The organism is Gemmiger formicilis (assembly GCF_018784445.1).
In the GTDB taxonomy this organism is placed as follows: domain Bacteria; phylum Bacillota; class Clostridia; order Oscillospirales; family Ruminococcaceae; genus Gemmiger.
Genome location: NZ_WQOH01000005.1, coordinates 19,108 through 43,376, shown reverse-complemented (window position 1 = coordinate 43,376; position 24,269 = coordinate 19,108). Strand labels below are relative to the sequence as shown.

General features: G+C 59.5%; 23 protein-coding genes. 13 read left to right on the top strand and 10 right to left on the bottom strand.

The window, feature by feature from the left end; all coding sequences use genetic code 11:
- The first annotated feature begins 33 nt into the window (after positions 1 to 33).
- The 5 genes from folD (at position 34) to GPK89_RS02995 (ending at position 3,406) form a co-directional block, all read left to right on the top strand.
- Positions 34 to 885, top strand: a complete 852-nt coding sequence (gene folD / locus GPK89_RS03015) for a bifunctional methylenetetrahydrofolate dehydrogenase/methenyltetrahydrofolate cyclohydrolase FolD (RefSeq protein ID WP_215691515.1) — start codon at positions 34 to 36, stop codon at positions 883 to 885.
- A gap of 182 nt (positions 886 to 1,067) precedes the next feature.
- Positions 1,068 to 1,379, top strand: a complete 312-nt coding sequence (gene rplU / locus GPK89_RS03010) for a 50S ribosomal protein L21 (protein WP_078785378.1) — start codon at positions 1,068 to 1,070, stop codon at positions 1,377 to 1,379.
- A gap of 14 nt (positions 1,380 to 1,393) precedes the next feature.
- Complete coding sequence (gene rpmA, locus GPK89_RS03005) at positions 1,394 to 1,645, top strand: 50S ribosomal protein L27 (protein WP_007047068.1); 252 nt, start codon at positions 1,394 to 1,396, stop codon at positions 1,643 to 1,645.
- A gap of 60 nt (positions 1,646 to 1,705) precedes the next feature.
- Positions 1,706 to 2,989, top strand: coding sequence for a GTPase ObgE (obgE, locus tag GPK89_RS03000; RefSeq protein WP_215691514.1), 1,284 nt, complete (start codon positions 1,706 to 1,708; stop codon positions 2,987 to 2,989).
- A gap of 12 nt (positions 2,990 to 3,001) precedes the next feature.
- Positions 3,002 to 3,406: a Mini-ribonuclease 3 gene (locus GPK89_RS02995; RefSeq protein ID WP_215691513.1), complete on the top strand. Its 405-nt coding sequence runs from the start codon at positions 3,002 to 3,004 to the stop codon at positions 3,404 to 3,406.
- Between the two features lie 158 nt (positions 3,407 to 3,564).
- Here the strand turns inward: GPK89_RS02995 and GPK89_RS02990 are convergent, their stop codons facing one another.
- On the bottom strand, positions 3,565 to 3,702 hold the full coding sequence (locus GPK89_RS02990; protein ID WP_215691512.1) for a hypothetical protein: 138 nt from the start codon (positions 3,700 to 3,702) through the stop codon (positions 3,565 to 3,567).
- A gap of 103 nt (positions 3,703 to 3,805) precedes the next feature.
- Here GPK89_RS02990 and GPK89_RS02985 point away from each other — a divergent pair, with 103 nt between their 5' ends.
- The 3 genes from GPK89_RS02985 (at position 3,806) to GPK89_RS02975 (ending at position 7,866) form a co-directional block, all read left to right on the top strand.
- Positions 3,806 to 5,179 carry an RsmB/NOP family class I SAM-dependent RNA methyltransferase gene (locus GPK89_RS02985; protein WP_215691511.1) on the top strand — a complete coding sequence of 458 codons (1,374 nt, stop codon included), beginning with the start codon at positions 3,806 to 3,808 and terminating at the stop codon, positions 5,177 to 5,179.
- 111 nt (positions 5,180 to 5,290) lie between these two features.
- Complete coding sequence (locus tag GPK89_RS02980) at positions 5,291 to 6,028, top strand: YebC/PmpR family DNA-binding transcriptional regulator (protein WP_215691510.1); 738 nt, start codon at positions 5,291 to 5,293, stop codon at positions 6,026 to 6,028.
- A gap of 188 nt (positions 6,029 to 6,216) precedes the next feature.
- Positions 6,217 to 7,866: a protein kinase domain-containing protein gene (locus GPK89_RS02975; protein WP_215691509.1), complete on the top strand. Its 1,650-nt coding sequence runs from the start codon at positions 6,217 to 6,219 to the stop codon at positions 7,864 to 7,866.
- 236 nt (positions 7,867 to 8,102) lie between these two features.
- On the opposite strand, the gene rpsR is transcribed toward GPK89_RS02975, so the two are convergent.
- The 3 genes from rpsR to rpsF are packed head-to-tail and all read right to left on the bottom strand — an operon-like array spanning position 8,103 to position 9,160.
- A complete protein-coding gene (rpsR, locus tag GPK89_RS02970; protein WP_040917474.1) occupies positions 8,103 to 8,345 on the bottom strand; it encodes a 30S ribosomal protein S18 in 243 nt (80 codons plus the stop codon).
- Positions 8,346 to 8,382: 37 nt separating this feature from the next.
- Positions 8,383 to 8,862: a single-stranded DNA-binding protein gene (locus GPK89_RS02965; protein ID WP_215691508.1), complete on the bottom strand. Its 480-nt coding sequence runs from the start codon at positions 8,860 to 8,862 to the stop codon at positions 8,383 to 8,385.
- A 13-nt stretch (positions 8,863 to 8,875) separates the two neighbouring features.
- Positions 8,876 to 9,160 carry a 30S ribosomal protein S6 gene (rpsF, locus tag GPK89_RS02960; RefSeq protein WP_078785370.1) on the bottom strand — a complete coding sequence of 95 codons (285 nt, stop codon included), beginning with the start codon at positions 9,158 to 9,160 and terminating at the stop codon, positions 8,876 to 8,878.
- A 263-nt stretch (positions 9,161 to 9,423) separates the two neighbouring features.
- On the opposite strand from rpsF, the gene trkA reads away from it, so the two are divergent.
- A complete protein-coding gene (trkA, locus tag GPK89_RS02955) occupies positions 9,424 to 10,791 on the top strand; it encodes a Trk system potassium transporter TrkA (protein ID WP_215691507.1) in 1,368 nt (455 codons plus the stop codon).
- A 10-nt stretch (positions 10,792 to 10,801) separates the two neighbouring features.
- A complete protein-coding gene (locus tag GPK89_RS02950) occupies positions 10,802 to 12,277 on the top strand; it encodes a TrkH family potassium uptake protein (RefSeq protein WP_215691506.1) in 1,476 nt (491 codons plus the stop codon).
- A gap of 268 nt (positions 12,278 to 12,545) precedes the next feature.
- Here GPK89_RS02950 and GPK89_RS02945 read toward each other — a convergent pair whose 3' ends face one another.
- Positions 12,546 to 12,818: a hypothetical protein gene (locus GPK89_RS02945; RefSeq protein WP_215691505.1), complete on the bottom strand. Its 273-nt coding sequence runs from the start codon at positions 12,816 to 12,818 to the stop codon at positions 12,546 to 12,548.
- Positions 12,819 to 12,937: 119 nt separating this feature from the next.
- Between GPK89_RS02945 and GPK89_RS02940 the strand changes: the two genes are divergently transcribed.
- The 3 genes from GPK89_RS02940 to GPK89_RS02930 all read left to right on the top strand — a co-directional run bounded on the left by GPK89_RS02940 (position 12,938) and on the right by GPK89_RS02930 (position 15,842).
- Positions 12,938 to 13,744, top strand: coding sequence for a polysaccharide deacetylase family protein (locus GPK89_RS02940; RefSeq protein WP_252261451.1), 807 nt, complete (start codon positions 12,938 to 12,940; stop codon positions 13,742 to 13,744).
- 217 nt (positions 13,745 to 13,961) lie between these two features.
- Positions 13,962 to 14,501, top strand: coding sequence for a hypothetical protein (locus GPK89_RS02935; protein ID WP_215691504.1), 540 nt, complete (start codon positions 13,962 to 13,964; stop codon positions 14,499 to 14,501).
- A gap of 18 nt (positions 14,502 to 14,519) precedes the next feature.
- Complete coding sequence (locus GPK89_RS02930; protein WP_215691503.1) at positions 14,520 to 15,842, top strand: alpha-amylase family glycosyl hydrolase; 1,323 nt, start codon at positions 14,520 to 14,522, stop codon at positions 15,840 to 15,842.
- 328 nt (positions 15,843 to 16,170) lie between these two features.
- Here GPK89_RS02930 and GPK89_RS02925 read toward each other — a convergent pair whose 3' ends face one another.
- The 5 genes from GPK89_RS02925 to gltB all read right to left on the bottom strand — a co-directional run bounded on the left by GPK89_RS02925 (position 16,171) and on the right by gltB (position 24,039).
- A complete protein-coding gene (locus tag GPK89_RS02925; protein WP_215691502.1) occupies positions 16,171 to 16,584 on the bottom strand; it encodes a helix-turn-helix domain-containing protein in 414 nt (137 codons plus the stop codon).
- Positions 16,574 to 17,491 carry an acyltransferase family protein gene (locus tag GPK89_RS02920; RefSeq protein WP_215691501.1) on the bottom strand — a complete coding sequence of 306 codons (918 nt, stop codon included), beginning with the start codon at positions 17,489 to 17,491 and terminating at the stop codon, positions 16,574 to 16,576. The genes GPK89_RS02925 and GPK89_RS02920 overlap by 11 nt, the downstream gene beginning before the upstream one ends.
- Positions 17,492 to 17,494: 3 nt before the next feature.
- Positions 17,495 to 17,656, bottom strand: coding sequence for a hypothetical protein (locus GPK89_RS02915; RefSeq protein ID WP_215691500.1), 162 nt, complete (start codon positions 17,654 to 17,656; stop codon positions 17,495 to 17,497).
- Positions 17,657 to 18,000: 344 nt separating this feature from the next.
- Positions 18,001 to 19,473 (bottom strand): glutamate synthase subunit beta, encoded by a 1,473-nt coding sequence (locus GPK89_RS02910; protein WP_215691499.1) that lies wholly within the window; start codon positions 19,471 to 19,473, stop codon positions 18,001 to 18,003.
- A 15-nt stretch (positions 19,474 to 19,488) separates the two neighbouring features.
- Positions 19,489 to 24,039, bottom strand: coding sequence for a glutamate synthase large subunit (gltB, locus tag GPK89_RS02905; RefSeq protein WP_215691498.1), 4,551 nt, complete (start codon positions 24,037 to 24,039; stop codon positions 19,489 to 19,491).
- Positions 24,040 to 24,269 lie beyond the last annotated feature (230 nt).

Below are 24,269 nucleotides of genomic sequence, written 5' to 3'. Positions count from 1 at the left end.
GGACAAAAAATACATTTGAAAGAGGGAACTATTATGGGAGCAACTATCATCGACGGCAAGGCGCTGGCCGCGGCCACCAAGGCAGAAGCCGCAGAGAAGGTCAAGGAACTGAAAGCCCAGGGTATCAACCCCTGTCTGGCGGTCATTCTGGTGGGGGAAAACCCCGCCAGCCAGGTGTACGTGCGCGGCAAGATCAACGACTGCGCCCAGTGCGGCATCGAGAGCTGTTCCATCAACCTGCCCGCTGATACGACCCAGGAAACCCTGCTGACCGAGGTAAAAAAGCTGGCCGCCGACCCCGCCGTACACGGCATCCTTGTCCAGCTGCCGCTGCCTGCGCAGATCGACGAGAAAGCCGTTATTGACGCTATCCCGCCGGAGAAGGATGTGGATGGCTTTTCGCCGGTCAACGTGGGCCGTATGCAGATCGGCGAGCCGTGCTACCTGCCCTGCACCCCGGCGGGCTGCATCCGCATGATCGAGTCCACCGGCATCGATATCGGCGGCAAAAACGCTGTGGTCATCGGCCGCTCCAACATCGTGGGCAAGCCTGCGGCGCTGCTGCTGCTGGCGAAGAACGCGACCGTGACCATCTGTCACTCTAAGACCAAAAACCTCAAAGAGGTCTGCGCCGCTGCGGATATTTTGGTGGCCGCCGTGGGCCGCGAGGGCTTTGTGACCGGCGATATGGTCAAGCCCGGTGCGGTGGTCATCGATGTCGGCATCAACCGTGGTGCGGATGGCAAGCTGCACGGCGACGTGAACTTTGAAGAAGCCGCCGAGAAGGCCGCCTACATCACCCCCGTGCCCGGCGGTGTCGGCCCCATGACCCGCGCCATGCTGATGCTGAACACAGTGGAGGCCGCAAAGCGGCAGGCCATGTAAAGGCTCCCCCCCCTCGGGGGAAGGCAAAAATTTTAACCTTCCCACGCCCGAAAACCCCTTGACAAGCTGTGCAGTTCTATGATAGAATACTAGAGCCGCATGGTATGGGCTCTGTAAGTGTGTGCTTTTATCGGTACGCCGCCCTACGAACCAGCGAGACTTATTGAAAGAGGTTATCCACTATGTACGCAGTTATCAAAACCGGTGGCAAGCAGTACAGCGTTAAGGTCGGCGACGTCGTCTACGTCGAGAAGCTGAACGCTGAGGACAACAGCGAAGTCACCTTCGATCAGGTTCTCGCCGTTGGCGAGGAGGGCTCTGTCAAGGTCGGCGCTCCCGTTGTTGAGGGCGCTTCCGTTGTTGCCAAGGTCGTCAAGACCGGCAAGGGCAAGAAGCTCAACATCCTGACCTATCGTCCCAAGAAGGGCAGCATGGTCCGCAAGGGTCATCGTCAGCCCTACACCAAGGTGGAAATCACCGCGATCAACGGCTAAGGAGGTAAATCACAATGGCACATAAAAAAGGCGTAGGTTCTACCAAGAACGGTCGTGATTCCGAGTCCAAGCGCCTCGGCGTCAAGCGCGGCGACGGTCAGTTCGTTCTGGCCGGCAACATCCTGGTCCGTCAGCGCGGCACCCATATCCATCCGGGTGAGGGCGTCGGCATCGGCAGCGATGACACCCTGTTCGCTCTGGTCGATGGCCGCGTTCACTTTGAGCGCATGGGCCGTGACCGCAAGCGCTGCACGGTCAAGCAGTAAAAGAACCGGTACGGGCGGGCCTTCGCGGCTCGCTCGTTTTTTGTAGTAAAGAGGTATTTTATGGCAACCAGTAATTTTATTGATACCGCCACGATCTGGCTGCACGCCGGCAAGGGCGGCGACGGTGCGGTGACGTTCCACCGCGAAAAATTCGTGGCGGCGGGCGGCCCGGACGGCGGCGACGGCGGCCGCGGCGGTGATATCATCTTTGTGGCGGACGACAACCTGTCCACCCTGATGGACTTCCGCTACAAGCGCAAGTACACCGCGCCCGACGGCGAGAATGGCCGCGCTAAGCGCATGAGCGGTGCCGACGGCGACGACCTGGTCATCCGCGTGCCCCGCGGCACTGTGCTGAAGGAGGCCGAGACCGACCTTGTCGTGGCTGACCTTACCGGCTCCGAACCGGTGGTCGTGGCCAAGGGTGGCCGCGGCGGCTGGGGCAACAGCCACTTTGCCACCCCGACCCGCCAGATCCCCAAGTTCGCCAAGCCCGGCCTGCCCGGCGAGGATATGCACCTCAAGCTGGAATTGAAGGTCATCGCGGACGTCGGCCTGATCGGTTTCCCGAACGTCGGCAAATCGACGCTCATCAGCATTATTTCTGCCGCGCGCCCCAAGATCGCGAACTACCACTTTACGACGCTGACCCCGGTGCTGGGCGTTGTCCGCGTCGGCCCCGAGCAGAGCTTTGTCTGCGCCGATATCCCGGGCCTGATCGAGGGTGCGGCGGACGGCGTCGGTCTGGGCCATGATTTCCTGCGCCATGTTGAGCGCTGCCGCCTGCTGCTGCACGTCGTGGACGTTTCCGGCTGCGAGGGCCGTGACCCCAAAGCTGACTTTGAGCAGATCAACCACGAGCTGGCCGGGTTCAGCGCCGAGCTGGCCGACCGCCCGCAGATCGTGCTGGGCAACAAGTGCGATATCGCCACCCCCGAGCAGGTCGAGGAGTTCAAGCAGTATATCGAGGCCAAGGGTCTGACCTTCCTGCCCATCTCCGCCGCAACGCGGCAGGGGGTGGACGGCCTGCCCGCGCTGGTCTACAACCGCCTGAAGGATCTGCCTCCGGTCAAGGTCTACGAGGCCGAGTACAAGCGCCCCGACAAGAACGCCCAGCCCACGCGGCCCTTCACCGTCACCCGCACCGGCGAGCACGAGTTCACCGTCGATGCGCCGTGGCTGGAGCGCATTCTGGCCGGTACCAACGTCGAGGACTACGAGAGCCTGCAGTATTTCCAGACGCAGCTGGGTGATTCCGGCATTCTGGACGAGCTGGTCGCGCAGGACGTGGAAGAGGATGACACCATCAAGATCGGTGAGTACGAGTTTGATTACCTGTACTAAGCAGTGAAAACTATGTTGTTTACACAAAAATCGGAAGTCGACATTCACGAAATGTCGCCGCTGGCGCTGGCCTTTGTGGGCGACGCCGTGCTGGAACTGCTGGTTCGCGCCCGCCTGGTGGGCACGACCCGGCTGCAACCCAACCGCCTGCACACGGTCGCGACCCACTATGTCAGCGCCCACGCGCAGAATTTGGAGCTGGACATCATCGAGCCGATGCTGACCGACGCCGAGGCCGCTGTACTGCGGCGCGGCAAAAACGCCAGCAAGGCCACGGTGGCCAAGCACGCCACCGTGCAGGAGTACCGCGCCTCCACCGGCTTTGAATGTCTGCTGGGCTGGCTGTACCTGCAAGGAAAGAATGACCGCATCGAAGAGCTTTTCAATGCCCTGTGGGAAGGGTATAAGCCGGAGTAAAACAAAAAAGCCTTCCCCCCTAGGGGGAAGGTGGCCGAAGACCGGATGAGGGGCGCATTTCCCCGGTAATCGGGGTTGTAGGGGCGGATTCTATATCCGCCCGTGGCTGTTTGCCGCTGCCGCCTATGTACCCCGCGCCCACTGGGGCGCGGTCTGCCTCACTTGCAGTTCTTGCTGTTGGTGCTGTTGGTGGTGTTGGTGCTGCGGTTAGTGGTTTTCTGCTGGGTGCGGTTCGTCGTTTTCTGGGTGCTGTCGCTCGTGCGGTTGGTCGAATTGTTAGTCTGATTCTTTGCCATAGGTGGTATTCTCCTTTCGCAGGTAAGAAAACGATATACAGTCGTTTTTGGACTGCAAGGGTAGTTTGCCCGCCCATGGCTTTTTTATGCAGGGGGAACGGTCATGGAATTTCCACAGGATTTCACCGCGCGGGAGCGTGCGCTCTTGGGCGACCGCTTTGACGAGCTGTACGCCTACGCCACGCCGCAGCCCGCCCGAGGTGTCACGGTCAACGCGCTGCGCTGCACGCCGGATTGGTTTGCCAAACATATGGATTTTGTTGCAGAACCGTCGAAATTCTGTCCTGCTGCCTTTACGACGGCACCAGACTTCCGCCCGGGCCGCCACCCCTGGCACCATGCAGGTGTGCTCTACGCCCAGGAACCCAGCGCGTCCGCCCCGGCGGCGCTGCTGGATGTGCAGCCCGGTATGCGGGTGGCTGACCTCTGCGCCGCGCCCGGCGGCAAGACAAGCCAGCTGGCAGCGGCTTTGCAGGGCCGGGGCCTGCTGCTGGCAAATGAATTTGTCGCGGCCCGCGCGGAAATTCTGCGCCAGAATTTGGAGCGGATGGGCGTGGCGAACGCCATCATTACCAACGAGGACACGGCCCGCCTGGCCGCCGCCATGCCCGGCCGGTTTGACCGGGTGCTCGTCGATGCGCCCTGCTCGGGCGAGGGGATGTTCCGCAAGGAGGCCGCCGCCACAGCGCAGCACAATGACGGCCTTGTGGCCCACTGCGCCGAGTTGGGCGCGGAAATTCTCGAAAATGCGGCGGCCCTGCTGGCCCAGGGCGGTGTATTGGTCTATTCGACCTGCACGTTTGCCCCGGATGAGGATGAAGGGCAGATTGCAAACTTTCTTGCAAAGCACCCCGAGTTCACCCTCTGTGACCTGTCGGCCTGCGGTTTTGGCCGCCCGGGCGAGGGCAACCGCGCCCCGGACCACCCGGACTTCCACGCCGAATATACCCGCCGCATCTGGCCTGCCGACGGCGGCGAGGGGCATTTTATGGCGAAGCTGCAAAAAGCCGCCGACGCTGAAGCGCCCGCCCCGCCGAAAGTCAAGCCGCCCAAGGCGCTGAAAGCTCCGGCGGAATGGCTCGACTTTGCCAAGACCTACTTCCCGGCGCTGGCATCCCGCCCGCTGGCAGGGGCGGGGGAGTGGCTGCTGCTGCCCGCACCGGGCAGCGAGGGGCTGAACACCGCCAAGCTGCGCGTGGTGCGCGGCGGCGTGCTGGTGGGCAGCGTGCTGAAAAAGCGGTTCCAGCCCGCCCACGCGCTGTTCATGGCCTATGGTGCCCAGTGTACGAACCGCGAGGAGTTGACCCTGGCCGATCCGCGCACCGCCGCCTGGCTGCGGGGCGAGGAGATTGACGCCGCCACCGCGCAAAACGGCTGGTGCGCCGTGCTGGTGGACGGTTTTCCGCTGGGTGGCGGCAAGGTCAGCGGCGGCCGCATCAAAAATCATTATCCAAAGGGTCTGCGGAATCTGCAATAATCCGCTGCGGCCCCTCTTGAAAAGCACGACCTGTTGTGCTATAATAATTTACTGGTAATTATCGGCTGCAACGCCGTTGCCTGTGTGAATACAAATTAGGGGGATTTTTCCATGTCCGGACATAGCAAATGGAATAACATCAAACGTAAAAAGGAAAAGACCGACGGTGCCCGCGCCAAGGTTTTCACCAAGATCGGCCGCGAGATCGCCGTTGCCGTTAAGGAGGGCGGCGGCAACCCTGCTTCCAACTCCAAGCTGGCTGCCCTGATCGCCAAGGCCAAGGCCAACAGCGTGCCCAACGACAACATCCAGCGCATCATCAAGCGTGCCGAGGGCGGCGACAAGACCGAGTACGAAGCAATCACCTACGAGGGCTACGGCCCCGGCGGCATCGCCGTCATGGTCGAGACCCTGACCGACAACCGCAACCGCACCGCGGCCAATATGCGCCACTACTTTGATAAGTTCGGCGGCAACTTAGGCCAGATGGGCTGCGTTGGCTTTATGTTCACCCAGAAGGGTGTCATCGTCGTTGACCTGGAGGACAAGGACCCCGATGAGTTGATGATGGACGCGCTGGACGCCGGTGCTGATGACTTCGATGCAGGCGAGGAGGCCGCTGAGGTCACCACCAGCCCCGAGAACTTCACCGCTGTCTGCGACGCACTGGAGAAGAAGGGCTACAAGTTCATCTCCGCCGATGTGGCGCAGGTGCCTTCCACCACCACCACGCTGACCGACCCCGACCAGCTGGTCCAGATGGGCAAGCTGCTGGATGCTCTGGACGACGATGACGATGTCCAGAACGCCTGGCACACCCTGGAGAACGAGGAAGACCTCGACCGCTAAACCACAGAATGCAAAAAGAGAGTGAAGGGCAACTTTTGCTCTCTTTTTTTGTACGGCAGAACGGTAGGGGCCGGGCGTGCCCGGCCCGCAGCGTAGAAATGACCCGAGGCTTTCGGGCTGCCGCAAAGTTCAGGGCCGGGCATGCCCGGCCCCTACAAGCATGTTTTTAATTGAAAAGGAGCGTTACTATGCCCAAACTCCTTTGCCCGCATTGCCTGCAGCCGCTGGATGACGGCTACCACGGCGACTGCCCCCACTGCGGCCGCACATTAGAAAACCGCAACCCCGAGGGCGCACTGCCCTTTGGCACCCAGCTGGGCGGCAAGTACACCGTGGGCGCGTACCTGAGCGCCGACGGTGACGGCCTGGCCTACCGCGGCGTGCTGAACGACGAAAAACGTTTTGTCCTCATCAAGGAATATTTCCCGGTCACGCTCTGCAATGGCCGCAGCGCCGCCGGTGCCCTGATGCCCAAAGAGGAAAAAGAGGTCCTGTTCAAGACCAGCCGCATGGACTTCAAGGACCTGTACGATGATCTGAAAAACCTGACCCCCGCCACCGGCCTGTCCACGATTTTGGACGTCATGGAGGAAAACAACACGGTCTACGCTGTGGAGGAAAGCGAGAAGGGCATGACCCTGTCCCACTACCTGCACCTGCGCAGCCGCACGCTGACCCCCGCCGAGGCGCGGACGCTTTTGCAGCCCATCATGGAGGGCGTGGCCCAGCTGCACCGCTCGGGCCTGATCCACCGCGGCATCTGCCCGGACAACATCCTGCTGCCCATCGACGGCACGGCCCGGCTGACCGGCTACGGCACGCTGGCGCTGCGCACCGGCGGCAGCGAGCTGAAAAGCCAGCTTTACCCCGGCTACGCCGCGCCGGAACAGTACTCCGCCGCCGAGTTCAGCGGCCGCTACACAGACGTGTACGCCCTGGCGGCGGTCTGCTACAAGATGGTCACAGGGCAAACGCCGGTGGCCGCGCCCCAGCGCCGCGTGCGGGACAGCCTGGAATCCGCCCACAGCCTGGAAGCGGGCGTGCCGACCTGGTTTTCCCAGGTGCTGGCCTGCGCCATGCGGCTGGATCCGGCCAAGCGTATGCAGACCGTGCCCGAATTGATGAGCGCCCTGACTGACCCGAACGTTGCCAACGCAATGTTTGAGCGCGGTGACAACCAGATCAGCACCAGCAAAATTATGGGCGTGTCGCTGGTGGTTATCTTTGTGCTGGTGGTACTGCTGCTCTGGAGCCTGCTGGGCGGCAGCAAGGACGGCACGACGCCAACATCCACCCCGCAGACGGTGACGTCCACGGTAGCAGGAGAGAGCAGCACCGAAAAAGCGACGGTGCCGAACCTCGTTGGCCTGCGGTACGCGACCGATATCAAGGGCAACACTGCCTACGACGGCTACCGCATCGTCATGGTAGAACAAAGCTCGGACACAGTGGCCCAGGGCGTGGTCATCAGCCAGGATCCGCCCGCGGGCACGGAAAAGCTGATGGACGACCAGATCATTCAAATCACGGTCAGCAGCGGCCCGAACTTAGTGGAGATGCCGGACATCATCGGCTTCACCCAGGCTAATGCCAGCAAAAAGCTGGACGCCCTGGGCATCCAGTACAAGATGGTCATGGTGGACAACGACGGCACGATGGCGGCCGGGTGTGTGGCCAAGACGGATTACCTGGCCGGGACGAAGATCAACACCGAAAATGTCACGGTCATTGTCAGCATCGCCGGTGAGCGGGATGACACGCTGGTGGCGCAGACGGGGAATGCGGCAGAAAGCAATTCGGCTTCCCCCGAGGGGGAAGCTGTCACCGAAGGTGACTGATGAGGGGCAGGTTTTCCGTGATACCCCGCTAACGGGTGACCACAGGAACGCCGCCCCTCATCCGGCCCTGCGGGGCCACCTTTCAGTCTACGCGCTAAGAGCCGCCTTCGGCGGTTGCGCTCCGACACGCGCCTGCGGGCGCAGCCCCAAGGGGGAAGGCGAAGCAAAACAAAAAAGAGCAGTCTCTTGCGAGGCTGCTCTTTTTCAGTGCATTTTGGCAATGCCGACGCGGCGAATTAGTCGCTGACGTAGGGCATCAGAGCCATGTAGCGGGCACGCTTGATGGCAACCGTCAGCTCACGCTGATGGAAAGCGCAGGTACCGGTCACACGGCGGGGAATGATCTTAGCGCGCTCGCTCACGTACTTGCGCAGGCGGGGCAGATCCTTGTAATCGATGTGCTCGACGCGGTCAACGCAGAAGGAGCAAACCTTCTTGCGGCCACGATGCATCGGACGAGAAGAACGATCCATAGCCATTGTGGAAACCTCCTTGTTAGAATGATACTTTCGATTGTTAGAACGGCAGGTCGCCCTCATCCTCGATCAGTGCAAAGTCGTCATTGCTGCCGGCAGAATAGCTCGGCGCAGGTGCGGCCTGCACGGCGGGGCGGGGTGCGGGGGCTGCCATGGGGGCGCCGTAACCGGCGTCACCGTTGGATGCGGGGCTCGAGGATTTCGGACCGGCAAAGTTGATGTTGTTTGCCACGACCTCAACAGCCGTGCGATTGGCGCCGGTGTTCTTATCCTGATAGGTGCGGGTCTGCAAACGACCATCGACCACGATCAAAGAACCCTTCTGGAAATACTTGCAGACAAACTCTGCCTGGCGATCCCATGCGACAACGTCGATCCAGTCCGCCTGGCTCTGGCCGTTGGCATCGCGGCGTCCGCGGTCGCAAGCGATACGGAACGAGGCAACGCTTTTGCCGGTCGTAGTCTGGCGAAGCTCCGGGTCACGCGCAAGGCGGCCCATGATTGCAACAACATTCAGCATTTCGGTTTACTCCTTACTCCTCAACAGCAAGAGTCATGCTGCGAAGAACGCCCTCAGTGATCTTGAAAACGCGATCCAGCTCAGCCGGGAAATCGGGCTCGCTGGTGAAGCTGATCACCGTGTACACACCCTCGGTCTCATCGTTGATGGGGTAAGCAAGACGCTTCTTGCCCCAATCATCAACAGAATCGATCGTACCATTCGCTGCGATCAGGTTCTTGAACTTGTTGATCAGAGCGTTGGAAGCCTCTTCGTCGAGGTTCGCGGTGGTAACCATCATGGTTTCGTACTTAGCCATATTCTGTGCACCTCCTTTTGGACATTAGGCCTTCTCTTTTAACGGAAAAGACAAGGATAACCGTGTGATTTCACACAGCATCTAATTATAGCAGGTAAATCGCCGTTTGTCAACGCAAAATCTGCCCTGTGCGGTACAAAATTGCGATTTTTTTAAAAAACCTTGTACAATCCGTGAAAATGTCCTATTGCTTTTTCTGCCTGCTTTGCTATAATAGGCTTAATAATGCACTACCCTTGCAATAAAAGAAATGGAGCATTCGTATGAGAATCGTGGTCGTCGGCCTCGGCAAAGTCGGCCGTGCCCTGACCGCCCAGCTTACGGCGGAAAACAACGACATCGTTGTCATCGACCAGAATCCTGAACTGATCGAGGATATCGTAAACATCTATGATGTGCGCGGAGTGCCCGGCAACGGCGGCTGCTATGAGGTCCAGAAGGAAGCCTTCGAGGACGGCGCAGACCTGCTTATCGCCACCACGTCCAGCGACGAGATCAACATTCTGGCCTGCCTGGTCGCCAAAAAACTGGGTACCCAGCACACCATCGCGCGTATCCGCAACCCGGAGTACGAAAAGCAGCTGCACTTTATGCGCGACGAACTGGGCCTGTCGATGGTCGTCAACCCGGAGAAGGCCACCGCGCGGGAAATCGCCCGCGTGCTGCGCTTTCCCACGGCCATCAAGCGCGAGCAGTTCTGCCGCCAGCGGTTCGAGTTGATTGAGTACCGCCTGGCCGACGACAACCCGCTGGTGGGCCTGCAGCTGGCCGATCTCTACCGCAACATCCGTGTAAAAATTCTGATCTGCGCTGTCGCCCGCGGCAGCGAGACCATCATCCCCACCGGCTCGACCACCTTGCAGGCGGGGGATAAGATTTACCTGACGGCCTCGGCCTGCGATCTGGAATCCTTCTTCCGCAAGCTGAACCTCTTCAAAGCAAAGGCCAACAACGTGATGATCGTCGGCGCAAGCCGGATGACCTACTACCTCGTCAAGGAATTGCAGGACATCCAGAAGCGCGTGACCGTTATTGACAGCAACGCCGCTCGCTGCCAGGAGATGAGCGAAAAATTCCCCGGTGTGCTGGTCATCCACGGCGACGGTGCCGACGCCGAGCTGCTGAGCGAGGAACGCATCACCGACATGGACGCCTTTGTGGCGCTGACCGGCTTGGACGAGACGAATATCATCCTGGCCATGTACGCCTCCCAGATGAACTCCTGCAAGGTTGTGGCCAAGATCAACCGCAACTCCTTTGCCGAGCTGGCGACCGCCAAGGGCATGGTGGACAGCGTCGTTTCCACGGCGTCCGTCACGTCGGAGGCCATCGCTATGTACGTCCGCGCCATGCAGAACAGCTTTGAGTCCGAGAACATCAAGACGCTGCACAGCCTGGTGGGCGGCCGGGTCGAGGCGCTGGAATTTAACGTTGCGCCGGGCCTGCCTTTCATCGGTGTACCGTTGAAAGATTTGATCCTGCGCAAGGGCCTGCTGGTGGCGGGCATCGTGCGCCGCAACGGCCAGCCGGTCATTCCCTCCGGCAACGACGCCCTTCAGGAGGGCGACGACGTGGTCATCGTCACCACCGACACGACGCTGCACTCGCTGCGCGATATTGTGGTAAAGTGAGGGCACAGCCATGAACTATAAAATGGTAGGGTTTGTGCTGGGGCGCATCTTCTTAATTGAAGCGGTGCTCATGCTCTTTCCCATGGGGTGTGCCGCCCTCTATGGCGAGTGGAATATCATCCTCGCGTTCCTGTGGCCCGCGCTGATTTTGCTGGCACTGGGCTTGGTGACGAGCCTGCGCACGCCCAAAAACACAAAAATTTATGCCCGCGACGGCCTTGCTATCGTGGCGTTGGTCTGGGTGCTGATGTCGGTTTTTGGCGCGCTGCCCTTTGTGATTTCCGGCGAGATACCGTCCTTTGTGGATGCGCTCTTTGAGACAGTCTCCGGCTTCACGACGACCGGCTCTACGATTCTGACCGACGTCGAGGCCCTGAGCCATGGCACACTGTTCTGGCGCAGCTTTTCCCACTGGATCGGCGGTATGGGCGTGCTGGTGTTCGCCATGGCTGTGCTGCCCATGACCGACGGCCGCGCCATGCACCTGATGCGCGCCGAGGTCCCCGGCCCGACCTGCGGGAAAATTTCCAGCAAATTGAGCGACAGTGCGAAGATTCTGTATGCCATCTATCTGGTGCTGACCGTCATTGAGGTAATTATGCTCTGCGCGGGCGGTATGCCGCTGTTTGACTCACTCATCCACGCCTTCGGCACGGCGGGCACAGGCGGATTCAGCAACAAGGCGCTGAGCGTCGGCGCGTACAACAGCTCCTATTTTGAGGTCGTCATCGGTGTATTCATGCTGCTGTTCGGCATCAACTTCAACCTCTATTATTTTCTGTTGCTGCGTCATTTTAAAGAGGCATTTGCGTCCGAGGAAATGCGCGTCTACTTGGGTATCGTGGCGTTCTCGACACTGACCATCACGGCCAACATTGCCAGTATGTATGACAGCGTCGGTACAGCGCTGCGCACGGCGTTCTTCCAGGTGGCGTCCATCGTCACGACCACCGGCTACGCCACGGCAGACTTCAACCTCTGGCCGACCTACTCCCGCGTCGTCATCGTGATTCTGATGTTTGTGGGTGCGTGCGCGGGTTCGACGGCGGGCGGCCTGAAAGTTTCGCGCGTTATCATCTTTTTCAAGGCTGCCAAGCAGGACCTGAACAAGATGCTGCACAGCCACGCCATTACCACCGTGCGCTTTGAGGGCAAGCCCCTGGACGAGAAAACGCTGCGCGGCGTACACAATTACTTTAACATTTATATGCTGATGCTGACGCTGTCGGTGCTGTTTGTCTCGCTGGATGGATTTGACATTGTGACGACGTTTACCTCGGTCGCGACCTGCCTGAACAACGTCGGCCCAGGCCTGGAAATGGTCGGCCCGATGGGCAGCTTTGCGGATTTCTCGGCCCCGGTCAAGTTGCTGCTGGCCTTTGATATGCTGGCGGGCCGCCTGGAGCTTTACCCGATGCTGGCCCTCTTTGCCCCGCGTCTGTGGCGCAAGCGCATCAACGCGATGCACGAGGCGAGAGCGAAGTAAGGGGGAGGGCGGGTGTTCTTTCTTTACAAAGAAAGAACCAAAGAAATTCCAAACCAATACAATCATAGAACCGGGCAGCTGCCATCTTTACGGCAGCTGCCCGGTTTTGGTCTATGTATGGACGTTTCGGGGGTAGGGTGTAGGGCGGCCAGCCCTCTGGCCGCCGCAAGGGGCATACTGCCTTGCGGTGCCATCTGTTTTTAAAGGGGGGGCTATAGGCGGGAAAAAATGTGAGTACCCCCACAAACTGGAATTTGACACTTTGTATTTATCGAGAATACTCTTGAAACCATTTTGCAAAGCGTGATTTATTGAAAATAATGAATTTATATAGTTCTCCATTTTTCATATTAACTGTTGCAATTGGAAAGACTACCCACTTCCAAGAGATTTCTTTTATTTCCTGCATCGGCAAAACTAAATTTCTGTATTTTTTGTCAACTGTAAGCTTGTTTGTCTTGTAAGTAAGCGACTGACTATCGAGGTACAGACCTCCTCCAAGTATGCCATTGTGACACAAACTGCAAACAAAAGATTTCATAGAAACATCCCTCCATTAAATTGCGATTTACCTTATTATACCACACCCCGCCGCTGCGTGTCTATTTGCCGCCGCGCCCGCATACCTTGTACCAGACCAAAACAGGGGAGGGGCTTGCCATGCGGCGCGATGCAAAACGAGAGGAACAGACCGGGCGGCTGCTGGCCGCGGTGGTGTTGGCGGCCATGCTGACGGTGCTATGCGGCATCATTCACCAGCTGTACCATCGGGAGTACGCCGAGACGGACACCCCCAACGACTGCTTTACGGTGTCCGCTGCGACTGGGGAAAATGCGCTGCCCAAAATCGTCTGCCTGACATTCGACGATGGGCCGAGCAAAAACACGACGCCAATTCTGGAAATTTTGGATAGGGAGCAGGTCCCAGCCACCTTTTTTGTCTGCGCCCAGGACGCCAACGAAAACTATATGCCGCTGGTGGCCGACATTGCGGCGGCTGGACACCAGATCGCCCTGCACAGCGCCACGCATCAATACTCCAAAATCTACGCGAGTACCGACGCATTTTGGCAGGATATGAAAGCCCTGCGCCAGGCGCTGGAACCCTATGTGGATGTGGAAAGCATTGACTGGCTGCGCTTTCCCGGCGGCAGCACCAACACGGTCAGCCACCGCTACGGCGGCCGCGACATCATGAAAACCCTGAAAGCCCAGGCCGAGGACAAGGGCTACCACTGGATCGACTGGAACGTTTGCGCTGAGGACGCCACTGCCAGCCACCCCAACGCTGCGCAGATCTTGCGCAACATCCGCCGCGACGCCGACGGCCATGACACCTGCGTTGTCCTGCTGCACGATACCAAAGCCACCGGCCAGACAGTTAAGGCGTTGCCGGATATTATCGCCTATTTCAAGGAGCAGGGTTACACCTTTTGTACAGTTGCACAGATGGAAGCCTTGAAGTGAAATCGCCAAAAATGTGCGGCACAGCGGATTGTATGTTGCTGGGAAAAGTGGTAATCCGGTCTTATCACCATAAAATGGTGTAGTACCCAGTACCTTGCCAAAAACAACTGATAAAATCCAACGCACCCACGCCGGATTGTGCAAAATATCCAGCAATTTCTTGCAATGTGAAACAAAATAGGGTATAATGTACAAGAATCGGCAAGGAGGTGGGGCTGTGCGCAAGACGGAAAGCCAGAAAATTGCGTTGTGCGGGATGCTGGGTGCGCTGTCGGTGGTGCTTCTGCTCATCGGCAGTGCGCTGCAGATTGGCACCTACGCTGCGCCGATGCTGGCAGCGTTCCTTATCATCCCAGTGCTGGAGGAGTACGGACCGCGCTATGCGTTGACCCTCTACGCGACCGTATCGATTTTGGCCGTGCTGTTTGTGCCGGAAACCGAGCTGGCGTTTTTCTATGTGCTGGTCATGGGGTATTACCCGGTGCTGCGCGTGAAGCTCAACACACTAAAAAACACGGTACTGCGTTGGGTCATAAAATTTGCGGTGTTCAATGCGGCCACGGTGCTGGTGTATTTGCTGTTGTTCGCGCTGCTGGGGCCTGCTGTATTGGACGAGCTGCTGGCCGACGGAACGGCCATGCTGGTGGCGCTGTTGGCCGCGGGAAATCTGTCATTCTGGCTGTGCGACCGGGCGCTGGCGGCGCTGACGCGATATTATCATCTGGTGGTCAAGCCAAAACTGAAGAAGAAGTTCTGATGCAAGGAGGAACATAAAATGTGGTATGATGAAGCGGTAGTTTACCAGATTTATCCGCTGGGGCTGTGCGGCGCACCACTGCAAAACGACGGCGACCAGTCCCAGGCGGACAACCACCGCATTCTGCGCGTGCTGGACTGGGTGGAGCACATCAAGCGCCTGGGCGCGACCTGCGTGCTGTTCAACCCGCTGTTTGAGAGCGATGCCCACGGCTACGACACCCGCGACTACAACAAGGTCGACTGCCGCCTGGGCACGAACGACGACCTCAAGCAGGTCTGCGCGGCGCTGCATGCGGCGGGCATCAAAATTTTGTTCGACGGCGTGTTCAACCATGTGGGGCGCGGTTTCTGGGCGTTCCGCGACGTGCAGGAAAAGCGTTGGGACAGCCCTTACAAAGACTGGTTTCACATCAGTTTTGACGGCAACACCAATTACAACGACGGTTTCTGGTACGAGGCCTGGGAGGGCTGCAACGAACTGGTCAAGCTGAACTTGCAGAACCCAGCGGTGAAAAACTACCTGTTTGACGTCGTGCGCGGCTGGGTGCGGGACTACGGCATCGACGGCCTGCGCCTGGACGTCGCGTACTGCCTGGATCTGGGCTTTTTGGCGGAGCTGCGCGGGCTGGCAAACGACATCAAGCCGGAGTTCGCGCTGGTGGGCGAGACGCTGCACGGCGACTACAACCGCTGGATGAACGACCACGCCTGCCACAGCGTGACGAACTACGAGTGCTACAAGGGGCTGTATTCCAGCTTCAACACCGGCAATATGCACGAGATCAGTTATAGCCTGAACCGCCAGTTTGGCGCGGAGCAGTGGTGCCTGTATACCGGCAAGCATCTGTTGAGCTTTGTGGATAACCACGATGTAACGCGTATTGCGACGATTCTGACCAATAAAAACTGCCTGAAACCCATCTACGGTTTGCTGTTCGGTATGCCCGGTGTGCCGTCGGTCTACTACGGCAGTGAGTGGGGCATGGAGGGCGACAAGCGCAACGGCGACCCGACGCTGCGCCCAGCGGTGGAGAAGCCCACCGAGAACGACCTGACGGCTTGGGTGGCCGCGCTGGCCCATGCCCGCACAGGCAGCAAAGCGCTGTGCCGGGGCAGCTACCGCAATGTACTGGTGCAGCCGAAGCAGCTGATTTTTGAACGCTATGCCGACGGTGAGCGGGTGCTGGTAGCCATCAATGCGGACGGCAATCCGTTTGACGCCCACTTTGACGCAGGCTGCGGCCGCGCGGTGGACCTCATCACCGGGGTCGATCACGATTTTGGCGGCGGCAGCACATTAGAGCCATACAGTTGTCATTTCTGGAAATGTGAACGATAATACGATATAAAAATGCACCTGTCCGTGTGGGCAGGTGCATTTTTGTACTAGGGCAATACCGCATAATTCTAAGTGCCGATACGGCGAGCGAGGTGCGGCAGCTGCTAAGCCAAAAGCGCAGATAATACTGGATGTCTTATCGAGCATTTTGGCAACGCAGATGCCGTGCCGCAGCCGCCGGAGCGGTGCTTAAGCCGTAAGGTGGGAATTGTGCGGTGTTGCCCTAGGTTGTAGGGGGCGTCCTCAGCCACGATCAAATGAGCGGCGCCCTGCAAGGCCTGGGGGACGTATTCCTTGATTGGATGGTGACTTCGTACATTTTCATGGGTCAATCCTTTCGCATTTGCTGTACCATCGCCAAAAAATCTCTCTCGCTCAACAGGGCCAGGCCCTGGGATTCGTCGCCCAGGACAATGAGCTTATCGCCGGGCTGGATGTTGAAAATCTTGCGTGCCTTCGCCGGTATTACGATCTGCCCTTTATCGCCGACCGTGACCAGCCCAAAGGCGTGCCTGCCCTTGGGCGGTACGTTCAGCCCGGTAGCGGCGGTGTCATAGTTGACGAGATCGTCCAGCGAGACGCCGAAAATTTCCGCCAGCTGCTTGCAGCGCTCAATGTCGGGCAGACTTTCCCCGGTCTCGTATTTCGAGAGCGTCTGGCGGCTGACCTGCAGACGGTCAGCTAGTTCTTCCTGCGATAGATCGTGTAATTTGCGCAGGGAGACAAGGTTATCACAAAACATGAGGCTTCTCCTTTTTAATGCCGAAAACACAGTACCGCACCACCGGCACATGGCGCAGCACGGCATACAGCGCCAGCCCGCCGCCGTAGGCAGCTACGGCGGACAGCAGGTATACCACCGCGCCGCGCCAGTGCAGGCAGCACACCAGCCCATAGGCCGCCGCCGACAGCGCCAGATAGTGGCAGACGTACAGCCCAAAACTGTGCCGCGCCAGGAACGCGGCCACAGGCCCGGTGCGGTCGCCCCAGCGCTTCATGCCGCCAAAGATAGCCAGGCAGGCCGCCCAGCCGTAGGCGATGGCCAGGGGGCTGTTCACGTTGGGAGCGACGGCGTAGTTCTTGCCCCAACTGTGCCAGAGGTAAACCGGCCCCAGCGCGGCGGCCACGGCGCACAAAATCGGTGCCCGGCGGGCCAGCGTGTCCATGACCTGCGGTTGCGAAAAGACGTAGTACCCAGCCAGATAGCTGAAAATGTAGATGCCGAACCGATACACCTGGATGATGGGCGGGTTCAGCACCTGGGCCGACACCCAGGCGGCCACACCCAGCGCTGCGACGGCCCAGCAGGGGAGCGACGCGCATCTTGCCAGCAGCCGCCCGCACTCGATGCGGCGCACGGCCAACAGTACCAGGGCACAGACCCACAGCACATGGCAGGTCCAGAGAACGCCAATACCCGATACCGTCATAATCAAATAGAGCACCGGTGCGGGCACCCCGGAGAGGATATTTTCAAACACATGGCTGAACGCCACGTTGAAATACCCCTGCGCCCAGCCCAGCACCAGCAGTCCCAGCGTGGAAGGAACCAGCAATTTCCGCGTGCGCTCTGCAAAAAACGCCTTGCCGCTGCGGCTGTCCAGCGCGTACCGCGCCGACGCACCGCTGACCAGAAACAGCACGACCATGAACTATGGGTACAGCAGATATTGCAGCGCGTCCTGCCAGCGACAGTCCGTCACCGGCCCCACGACACCCGCCGTCACGACATGGTTGTACATAAAAATGGCGTGGTACAAAACCACCAGCAGCACAGTTGCCCAGCGGATGTTGTCGAGATAGTGCTTTCTCATATTTGTCACACCTTTGCTATGATTTTTAACAAGTATAGCAAAAGCAGAAGAAAATGAACACCAACATGATTTTACAGGATGGCGGAGAAAATGTTAAAAATCGTGGCAGGAGGTGGTTATAGTATAGGGGATAGGGCAGGAAATTGCAAGAAAAAAACCCCCGCAAGGCCGATGCTTTGCGGGGGCGCTTTGTAGGGGCCGCACATGTGCGGCCCGCGGCGTTATGGGAGATATGCGTTTGCGGGAAGGCAGGAGGGCCGGGCATGCCCGGCCCCTACGGGGCGGCCCATGTATGGGTTAAGGTTTTAGGTTTCTTTGCCTACTTTCTTTTCAAAGAAAGTAGGTCACAGGTTCGTATACCCCATCAATTTTTCATCCACCACGGCGGCGGTGTCGCGGCCCTCGCGCAGCGCCCACACGACCAGGCTCTGACCGCGGCGCATATCGCCGCAGGCAAACACCTTCGGGTCGGCGGTGGCGTATTTCACATCGGCCACGGTGCCGCGCTTTGTCAGCTCAACGCCGAACGCATCCGCCACATACGCTTCACACCCAGTAAAGCCCGCGGCAATCAAGACCAGATCGCAGTCCACGGTGAACTCCTCACCAGTGGGCACCATCTGGCGTCGGCCATCGACGACCTCACTTTTCAGCTTGGCGATCAGCGCACCGCAGACCTGCCCGGCCTCGTTCTTGTAGAACTCTTTGACCGTTGTCTGGTAGACGCGGGGATCACTGCCAAACCTGGCGATGGCCTCCTGCTGGCCGTAGTCGGTTTTCAGCACGCGGGGCCACTCCGGCCAATCGTTGCCGGGGGCGCGGGCGGCGGGCGGGCAGGGCATCATTTCTAACTGCATGACGCTCTCGCAGCCCTGGCGAATGGCCGTGCCCACACAGTCGTTGCCGGTGTCGCCGCCGCCAATGACCAATACTTTCTTGCCTGCGGCATTCACAGCCTTGCCGTCGGCAAAGTTCGAATCCAGCAAACTGCGGGTCACGCTGGTCAGGTAATCCACGGCAAAGTAGATGCCCTGGGCGTCGCGGCCCGGCGCGGTGATGTCGCGGGCTTTCTTTGCCCCGCAGCAGAGCACTACGGCGTCATAGCGGGCTTTCAGCTCGTCGGCGCTGACGGTGCTGCCGACATCGGCATTAAAGATAAACTCTATGCCCTCGTCCTGCAAAATCTTCACGCGGCGGTCAATGACCCACTTTTCCAGCTTCATGTTGGGGATGCCGTACATCAGCAGACCGCCCGCGCGGTCCTCGCGCTCGTAAATGGTCACGCGGTGGCCGCGTTTGTTCAAAAGATCCGCCACGGACAAGCCCGCAGGCCCTGCGCCAATAACCGCCACGGTCTTGCCGGTGCGGGCCGGGGGCGGCACAGCATGGATCGCGCCGCTCTCGTAGCCGTATTCCACGATGGCACGCTCGTTCTCCTTGACAGTGACCGGGTCGCCGGTGACATTGCCACAGGTGCAGGCGGCTTCGCACAGGGCGGGGCAGACCCGGCTGGTGAACTCTGGGTAGCGGTTCGTGGCAATCAGGCGGTGTACGGCCAGATCCCACTTGCCCTGGTAGACCAGGTCGTTCCACTCGGGGATCAGGTTATTCAGCGGGCAGCCGCTGAACATACCGCCCAGCTGGACGCCGCTTTGGCAGAAGGGGACGCCGCAGTCCATGCAGCGTGCGCCCTGGGCCTGCTGCTCGTCGGTATGCAGCGGGACGTGAAACTCGTTAAAATTCTGGATGCGCTCCTCGGGCGGCAGCTCTAAACTGGTCTGCCGCGCGATCTCGATAAATCCTGTCGGTTTGCCCATGATACTCTGCCTCCCTTACTTTGCGCTTTTCATGGCGTAGAACGCCTCGATTTGGGCCTGCTCGCTGTCCTCGCCCTTCTCTTCCATCTGGGCAATCAGGCGCAGCATCTTGTCGTAGTCGTGGGGCAGGACCTTCTTGAACTTGGGCAGATACTCGCCGAAGTTGTCGAGGATTTCCTTGCCGCGCGGCGACCCGGTCAGTTCGACGTGCTCACGGATCAGGTCTTTTAACAGCGATACATCGTACTTATGCTCCACGGGCTCCAGGCTTACCATGTCTTTGTTGACGCGCTGGTAGAAGTCCCAGTCCTCATCGAGGACATAGGCAATGCCCCCGCTCATGCCGGCTGCAAAGTTTTTGCCGGTCTTGCCAAGCACGACCACCGTGCCGCCGGTCATGTACTCGCAGCCGTGGTCGCCCACGCCCTCAACGACGGCCACGCCGCCGGAATTGCGCACGCAGAAGCGCTCGCCCGCAACACCGTTGATGAACGCCTTGCCGCCGGTTGCGCCGTAGAGCGCCACGTTGCCGATGACAATGTTCTCGCTGCGGTCAAAGGCGGCATCCTTCGGCGGATAGACGACGAGCTTGCCGCCAGACAGGCCCTTGCCAAGGTAGTCGTTGGCGTCGCCGACCAGTTCCAGCGTCAGGCCCTGGGGGATGAACGCGCCAAAGCTCTGGCCGCCGTAGCCGTGGCAGACGACATGGAAGGTATCTTCCGGTAAGGTGTTGCCGAACTTGGCGGTGATTTCACTGCCGAAGATCGTGCCGAAGGCGCGGTCGGTGTTGCCGACATCCAGCGTAACGGTGCTGGGCTTCGGCTCGGCGGAATCGAAATTCTTCTTGAACTTCTTCATCAGCACCTTCATGTCGGGCGTCTTTTCCAGTTGGAAGTTGTAGACATCCTTCGCGTTGAAATGTACGTTGGAGTTCTCGACCAAGGGGTTCTGCAAGAGGGCCGAAAGATCCATCTCGCTGGCGCGGGAACCTGCGGGCACGGCCTTGACCTTCAACAGGTCGGTGCGGCCGACGAGTTCATCAACGGTGCGCACGCCGAGCTTTGCCATATACTCACGCAGATCCTCGGCCATGAAGCGCATGAAGTTCATGATGTACTCGGGCTTGCCCTTGAAGCGCTTGCGCAGCTCGGGGTTCTGGGTGCAGATGCCCATGGGGCAGGTGTCCAGATTGCAGACGCGCATCATGACGCAGCCCATGGCCACCAGTGGCCCGGTGCCGAAACCAAATTCCTCGGCACCCAGCAGAGCGGCGATGGCAACGTCGCGGCCGCTCATCAGCTTGCTGTCGGCCTCGATGCGGACGCGGCTGCGCAGGCCGTTCATGATGAGGCACTGGTGCGCCTCGGCAATGCCCAGCTCCCAAGGCAAGCCTGCGTTGTGAATGGAGTTGCGGGGCGCTGCGCCGGTGCCGCCGTCAAAGCCGGAAATCAGGATGACCTCCGCGCCTGCCTTGGCAACGCCTGCGGCGATTGTGCCGACCCCGGCCTCGCTGACCAGCTTGACATTGATAGCGGCCTTGCGGTTGGAGCACTTCAGGTCGTAAATCAGCTGGGCCAGATCTTCAATGGAATAGATATCGTGGTGCGGCGGGGGAGAGATAAGGCCCACACCAGTGGTGGAGTTGCGGGTCTTAGCGACCCAGGGGTAGACCTTGCCGCCGGGCAGCTGGCCGCCCTCGCCGGGCTTCGCACCCTGGGCCATCTTGATTTGGATTTCGCTGGCGGAGACGAGATACTTGCTCGTCACGCCGAAGCGGGCGGACGCTACCTGCTTGATGGCGGAGTTGCGCTCGGTACCGAAGCGGTCCTCGGCCTCGCCGCCCTCGCCGGTGTTGGATTTACCGCCCAGGCGGTTCATAGCGATGGCCATGCATTCGTGGGCTTCCTCAGACAGTGCACCGTAGCTCATGGCGGCGGTCTTGAAGCGCTTCACGATGGAATCGACGCTCTCGACCTCGTCCAGGGACACACCCTGTTCGGGGTAGTTGAAATCCAGCAGGCTGCGCAGGTGCATGGCGTCGCCGTTCTCATTGGCGGCAGCTGCGGTGTACTGCTTGAACGTGTCGTAATTGCCGGTCCAGCAGGCCTGCTGCAGCAGGTGGATGGTCTGCGGGTTGTAGAGATGCTGCTCGGCTGCGGGGCCGCCGCGGAACTTGTGTGCACCCAGGCTGGGCAGTTCGCGGTTGATATCCAGGCCCAGGGGGTCAAAGGCTTCCTGATGGCGGGCTTCCAGATCCTTCTGGATATCCTGGATCGTGATGCCGCCCACGCGGGAGACGGTGTTCGTAAAGTATTTGTCCACGACCTCTTTTGAGATGCCCAGCGCTTCAAAAATCTGGCTGCCCGCGTAGGACTGGATGGTGGAAATGCCCATCTTGGACGCGATTTTGACAATGCCCGCGAGGACGGCCTTGTTGTAATCCTCGACGGCGGCATAGTAATCTTTGTCGAGCAGGCCGTCGGAAATCAGCCCGCCGATGGTCTCCTGCGCCAGGTACGGGTTGATGGCCGCTGCGCCGTAGCCCAAGAGCGTTGCAAAGTCATGCACCAGGCGCGGCTCGCCGCTTTCCAGAATCAGCGCCATAGCCGTGCGCTTGCGGGTGCGGACCAGGTACTTGCTGACTGCGCCCACAGCCAAAAGGCTGGGGATGGCGACGTGGTACTCGTCAATGTCGCGGTCGGACAAAATCAGGATGTTGGCACCGTCGCGGTAGGCGCGGTCCACATCGACAAACAGGCGGTCAATGGCCTTTTCCAGGTCAGTGTTCTTGTAGTAGCAGATAGACAGCGTCACGACCTTGAAGCCGGGCACATCCATCGCCTTGATTTTGAGCAGATCAGTCTCGGTCAGAATCGGGTTCTCGATTTTCAGCACCTTGCAGTTGTCGGCGTCCTCTTCCAGCAAATTGCCCTGGGCACCGACATATACGGTGGTGGAAGTGACGATCTTCTCGCGCAGGGCATCGATGGGCGGGTTCGTGACCTGGGCGAACATCTGCTTGAAGTACTCGCTCAAACTCGGGCGCGTGTGGCTCAAAACGGCCAGCGGGGTATCGCTGCCCATGGCCCCGGCAGGCTCGCCGCCGTTCTTCGCCATCGGCAGAATGATCGTAGATACGTCCTCATACCGGTAGCCGAAGGCCTTTTGCAGCTGGACGAGCTGGTCTTTCGTGTAGCTGGGCACCTTCTTGTTGGGCACCTTCAAGCTGGACAGCGGAACCAGGTTGCGGTCCAGCCACTCGCCGTAGGGTTGGCGGCTGGCGTAGTCGGCCTTCAGCTTTTCGTCGTCCACCAGCTCGCCCTTGACGGTGTCCACCAACAGCATCTTGCCGGGGCGCAGGCGGTCCTTGCGCACGACCTCGTCAGCAGGGATATCCAGCACGCCGACCTCGCTGGACAAAATCAGGCGGCCGTCCTTCGTGATGTAGTACCGGCTGGGACGCAGGCCGTTGCGGTCCAGCACCGCGCCCATGATGTCGCCGTCGCTGAACAGGATGCTGGCGGGGCCGTCCCACGGCTCCAGCATCGTGGCGTAATACTGGTAGAAATCACGCTTCTTCGGGTCCATGGATTTGTTGTTGTCCCAAGGCTCGGGGATGGTCACCATGACGGCCAGCGGCAGATCCATGCCGTTCATGACCATAAATTCCAGGGTGTTGTCCAGCTGGGCAGAGTCAGAGCCTCCCTGGTTGACGATGGGCAGAACCTTCGTCATATCGTCCTTTAAGTAATTGGAGCCGATGGTCTCCTCGCGGGCCAGCATCGTGTCCACGTTGCCGCGGATGGTGTTGATCTCGCCGTTGTGCAGGATAAAGCGGTTGGGGTGGGCGCGGTTCCAGCTGGGGGCGGTGTTGGTGGAGAAGCGGCTGTGTACCATACCGATGGCGGACTCGTAGTCGGTATCCTGCAAGTCGGGATAGAACAGGCGCAGCTCCTTGACGAGGAACATACCTTTATATACGATGGTCCGGCTGGACAGGCTGCAAACGTAGGTGTCGGGGCTGGACTGCTCAAACACGCGGCGGGCGACATACAGGCGGCGGTCAAAGGCAATGCCCGCCTCTACGCGCTGCGGCTTGCCCACAAAGCCCTGCCAGATGCTAGGCATACAGGCAATGGCCTTGTGGCCCAGCACCACGGGGCAGGTGGGGACTTCGCGCCAGCCTAAGAAGGGAAGCCCCTCTTTTTTGCAGACGATCTCAAACAACTTTTTGGCTTGGTTGCGCTTGAGTTCATCCTGCGGGAAAAAGAACATACCAATGCCGTATTCCCGCTCTTTGCCGATTTCCAGGCCCAGCTCGGCCGCCGCTTTCTGGAAAAATTTGTCGCTGATCTGCGTTAAGATACCGACGCCGTCGCCGGTCTTGCCCTCGGCGTCCTTGCCTGCGCGGTGTTCGAGATGCTCCACGATTTGCAGTGCATCATCAATGGTTTTGTGGCTCTTGCGCCCCTTGATATCCACCACGGCACCAATGCCGCAGTTGTCATGCTCAAACTGCGGGCTGTACAGCCCGGCGGGGGTGCTGCGCTCGGTAAAGTTTTCCATGCCTTGTCTGCTCCTTTCCCAATGCAAAAGAAACGCAGCTACGCACATAACGCTGCGGCCTTTGGGGTAACAAAAAAGACGTCCCCGAAGGGGCGTATAAGCCCCTTGTGGGAACGTCTTTGTTCTTGCCTGCATCATACCATAGAACCAGGCGCTTTACAATCCTAAAGCAGAAGATTTTACGGAAATTAAGCGCAAAACGTTTGAAAATTTCATTATAGAAGTTTAAA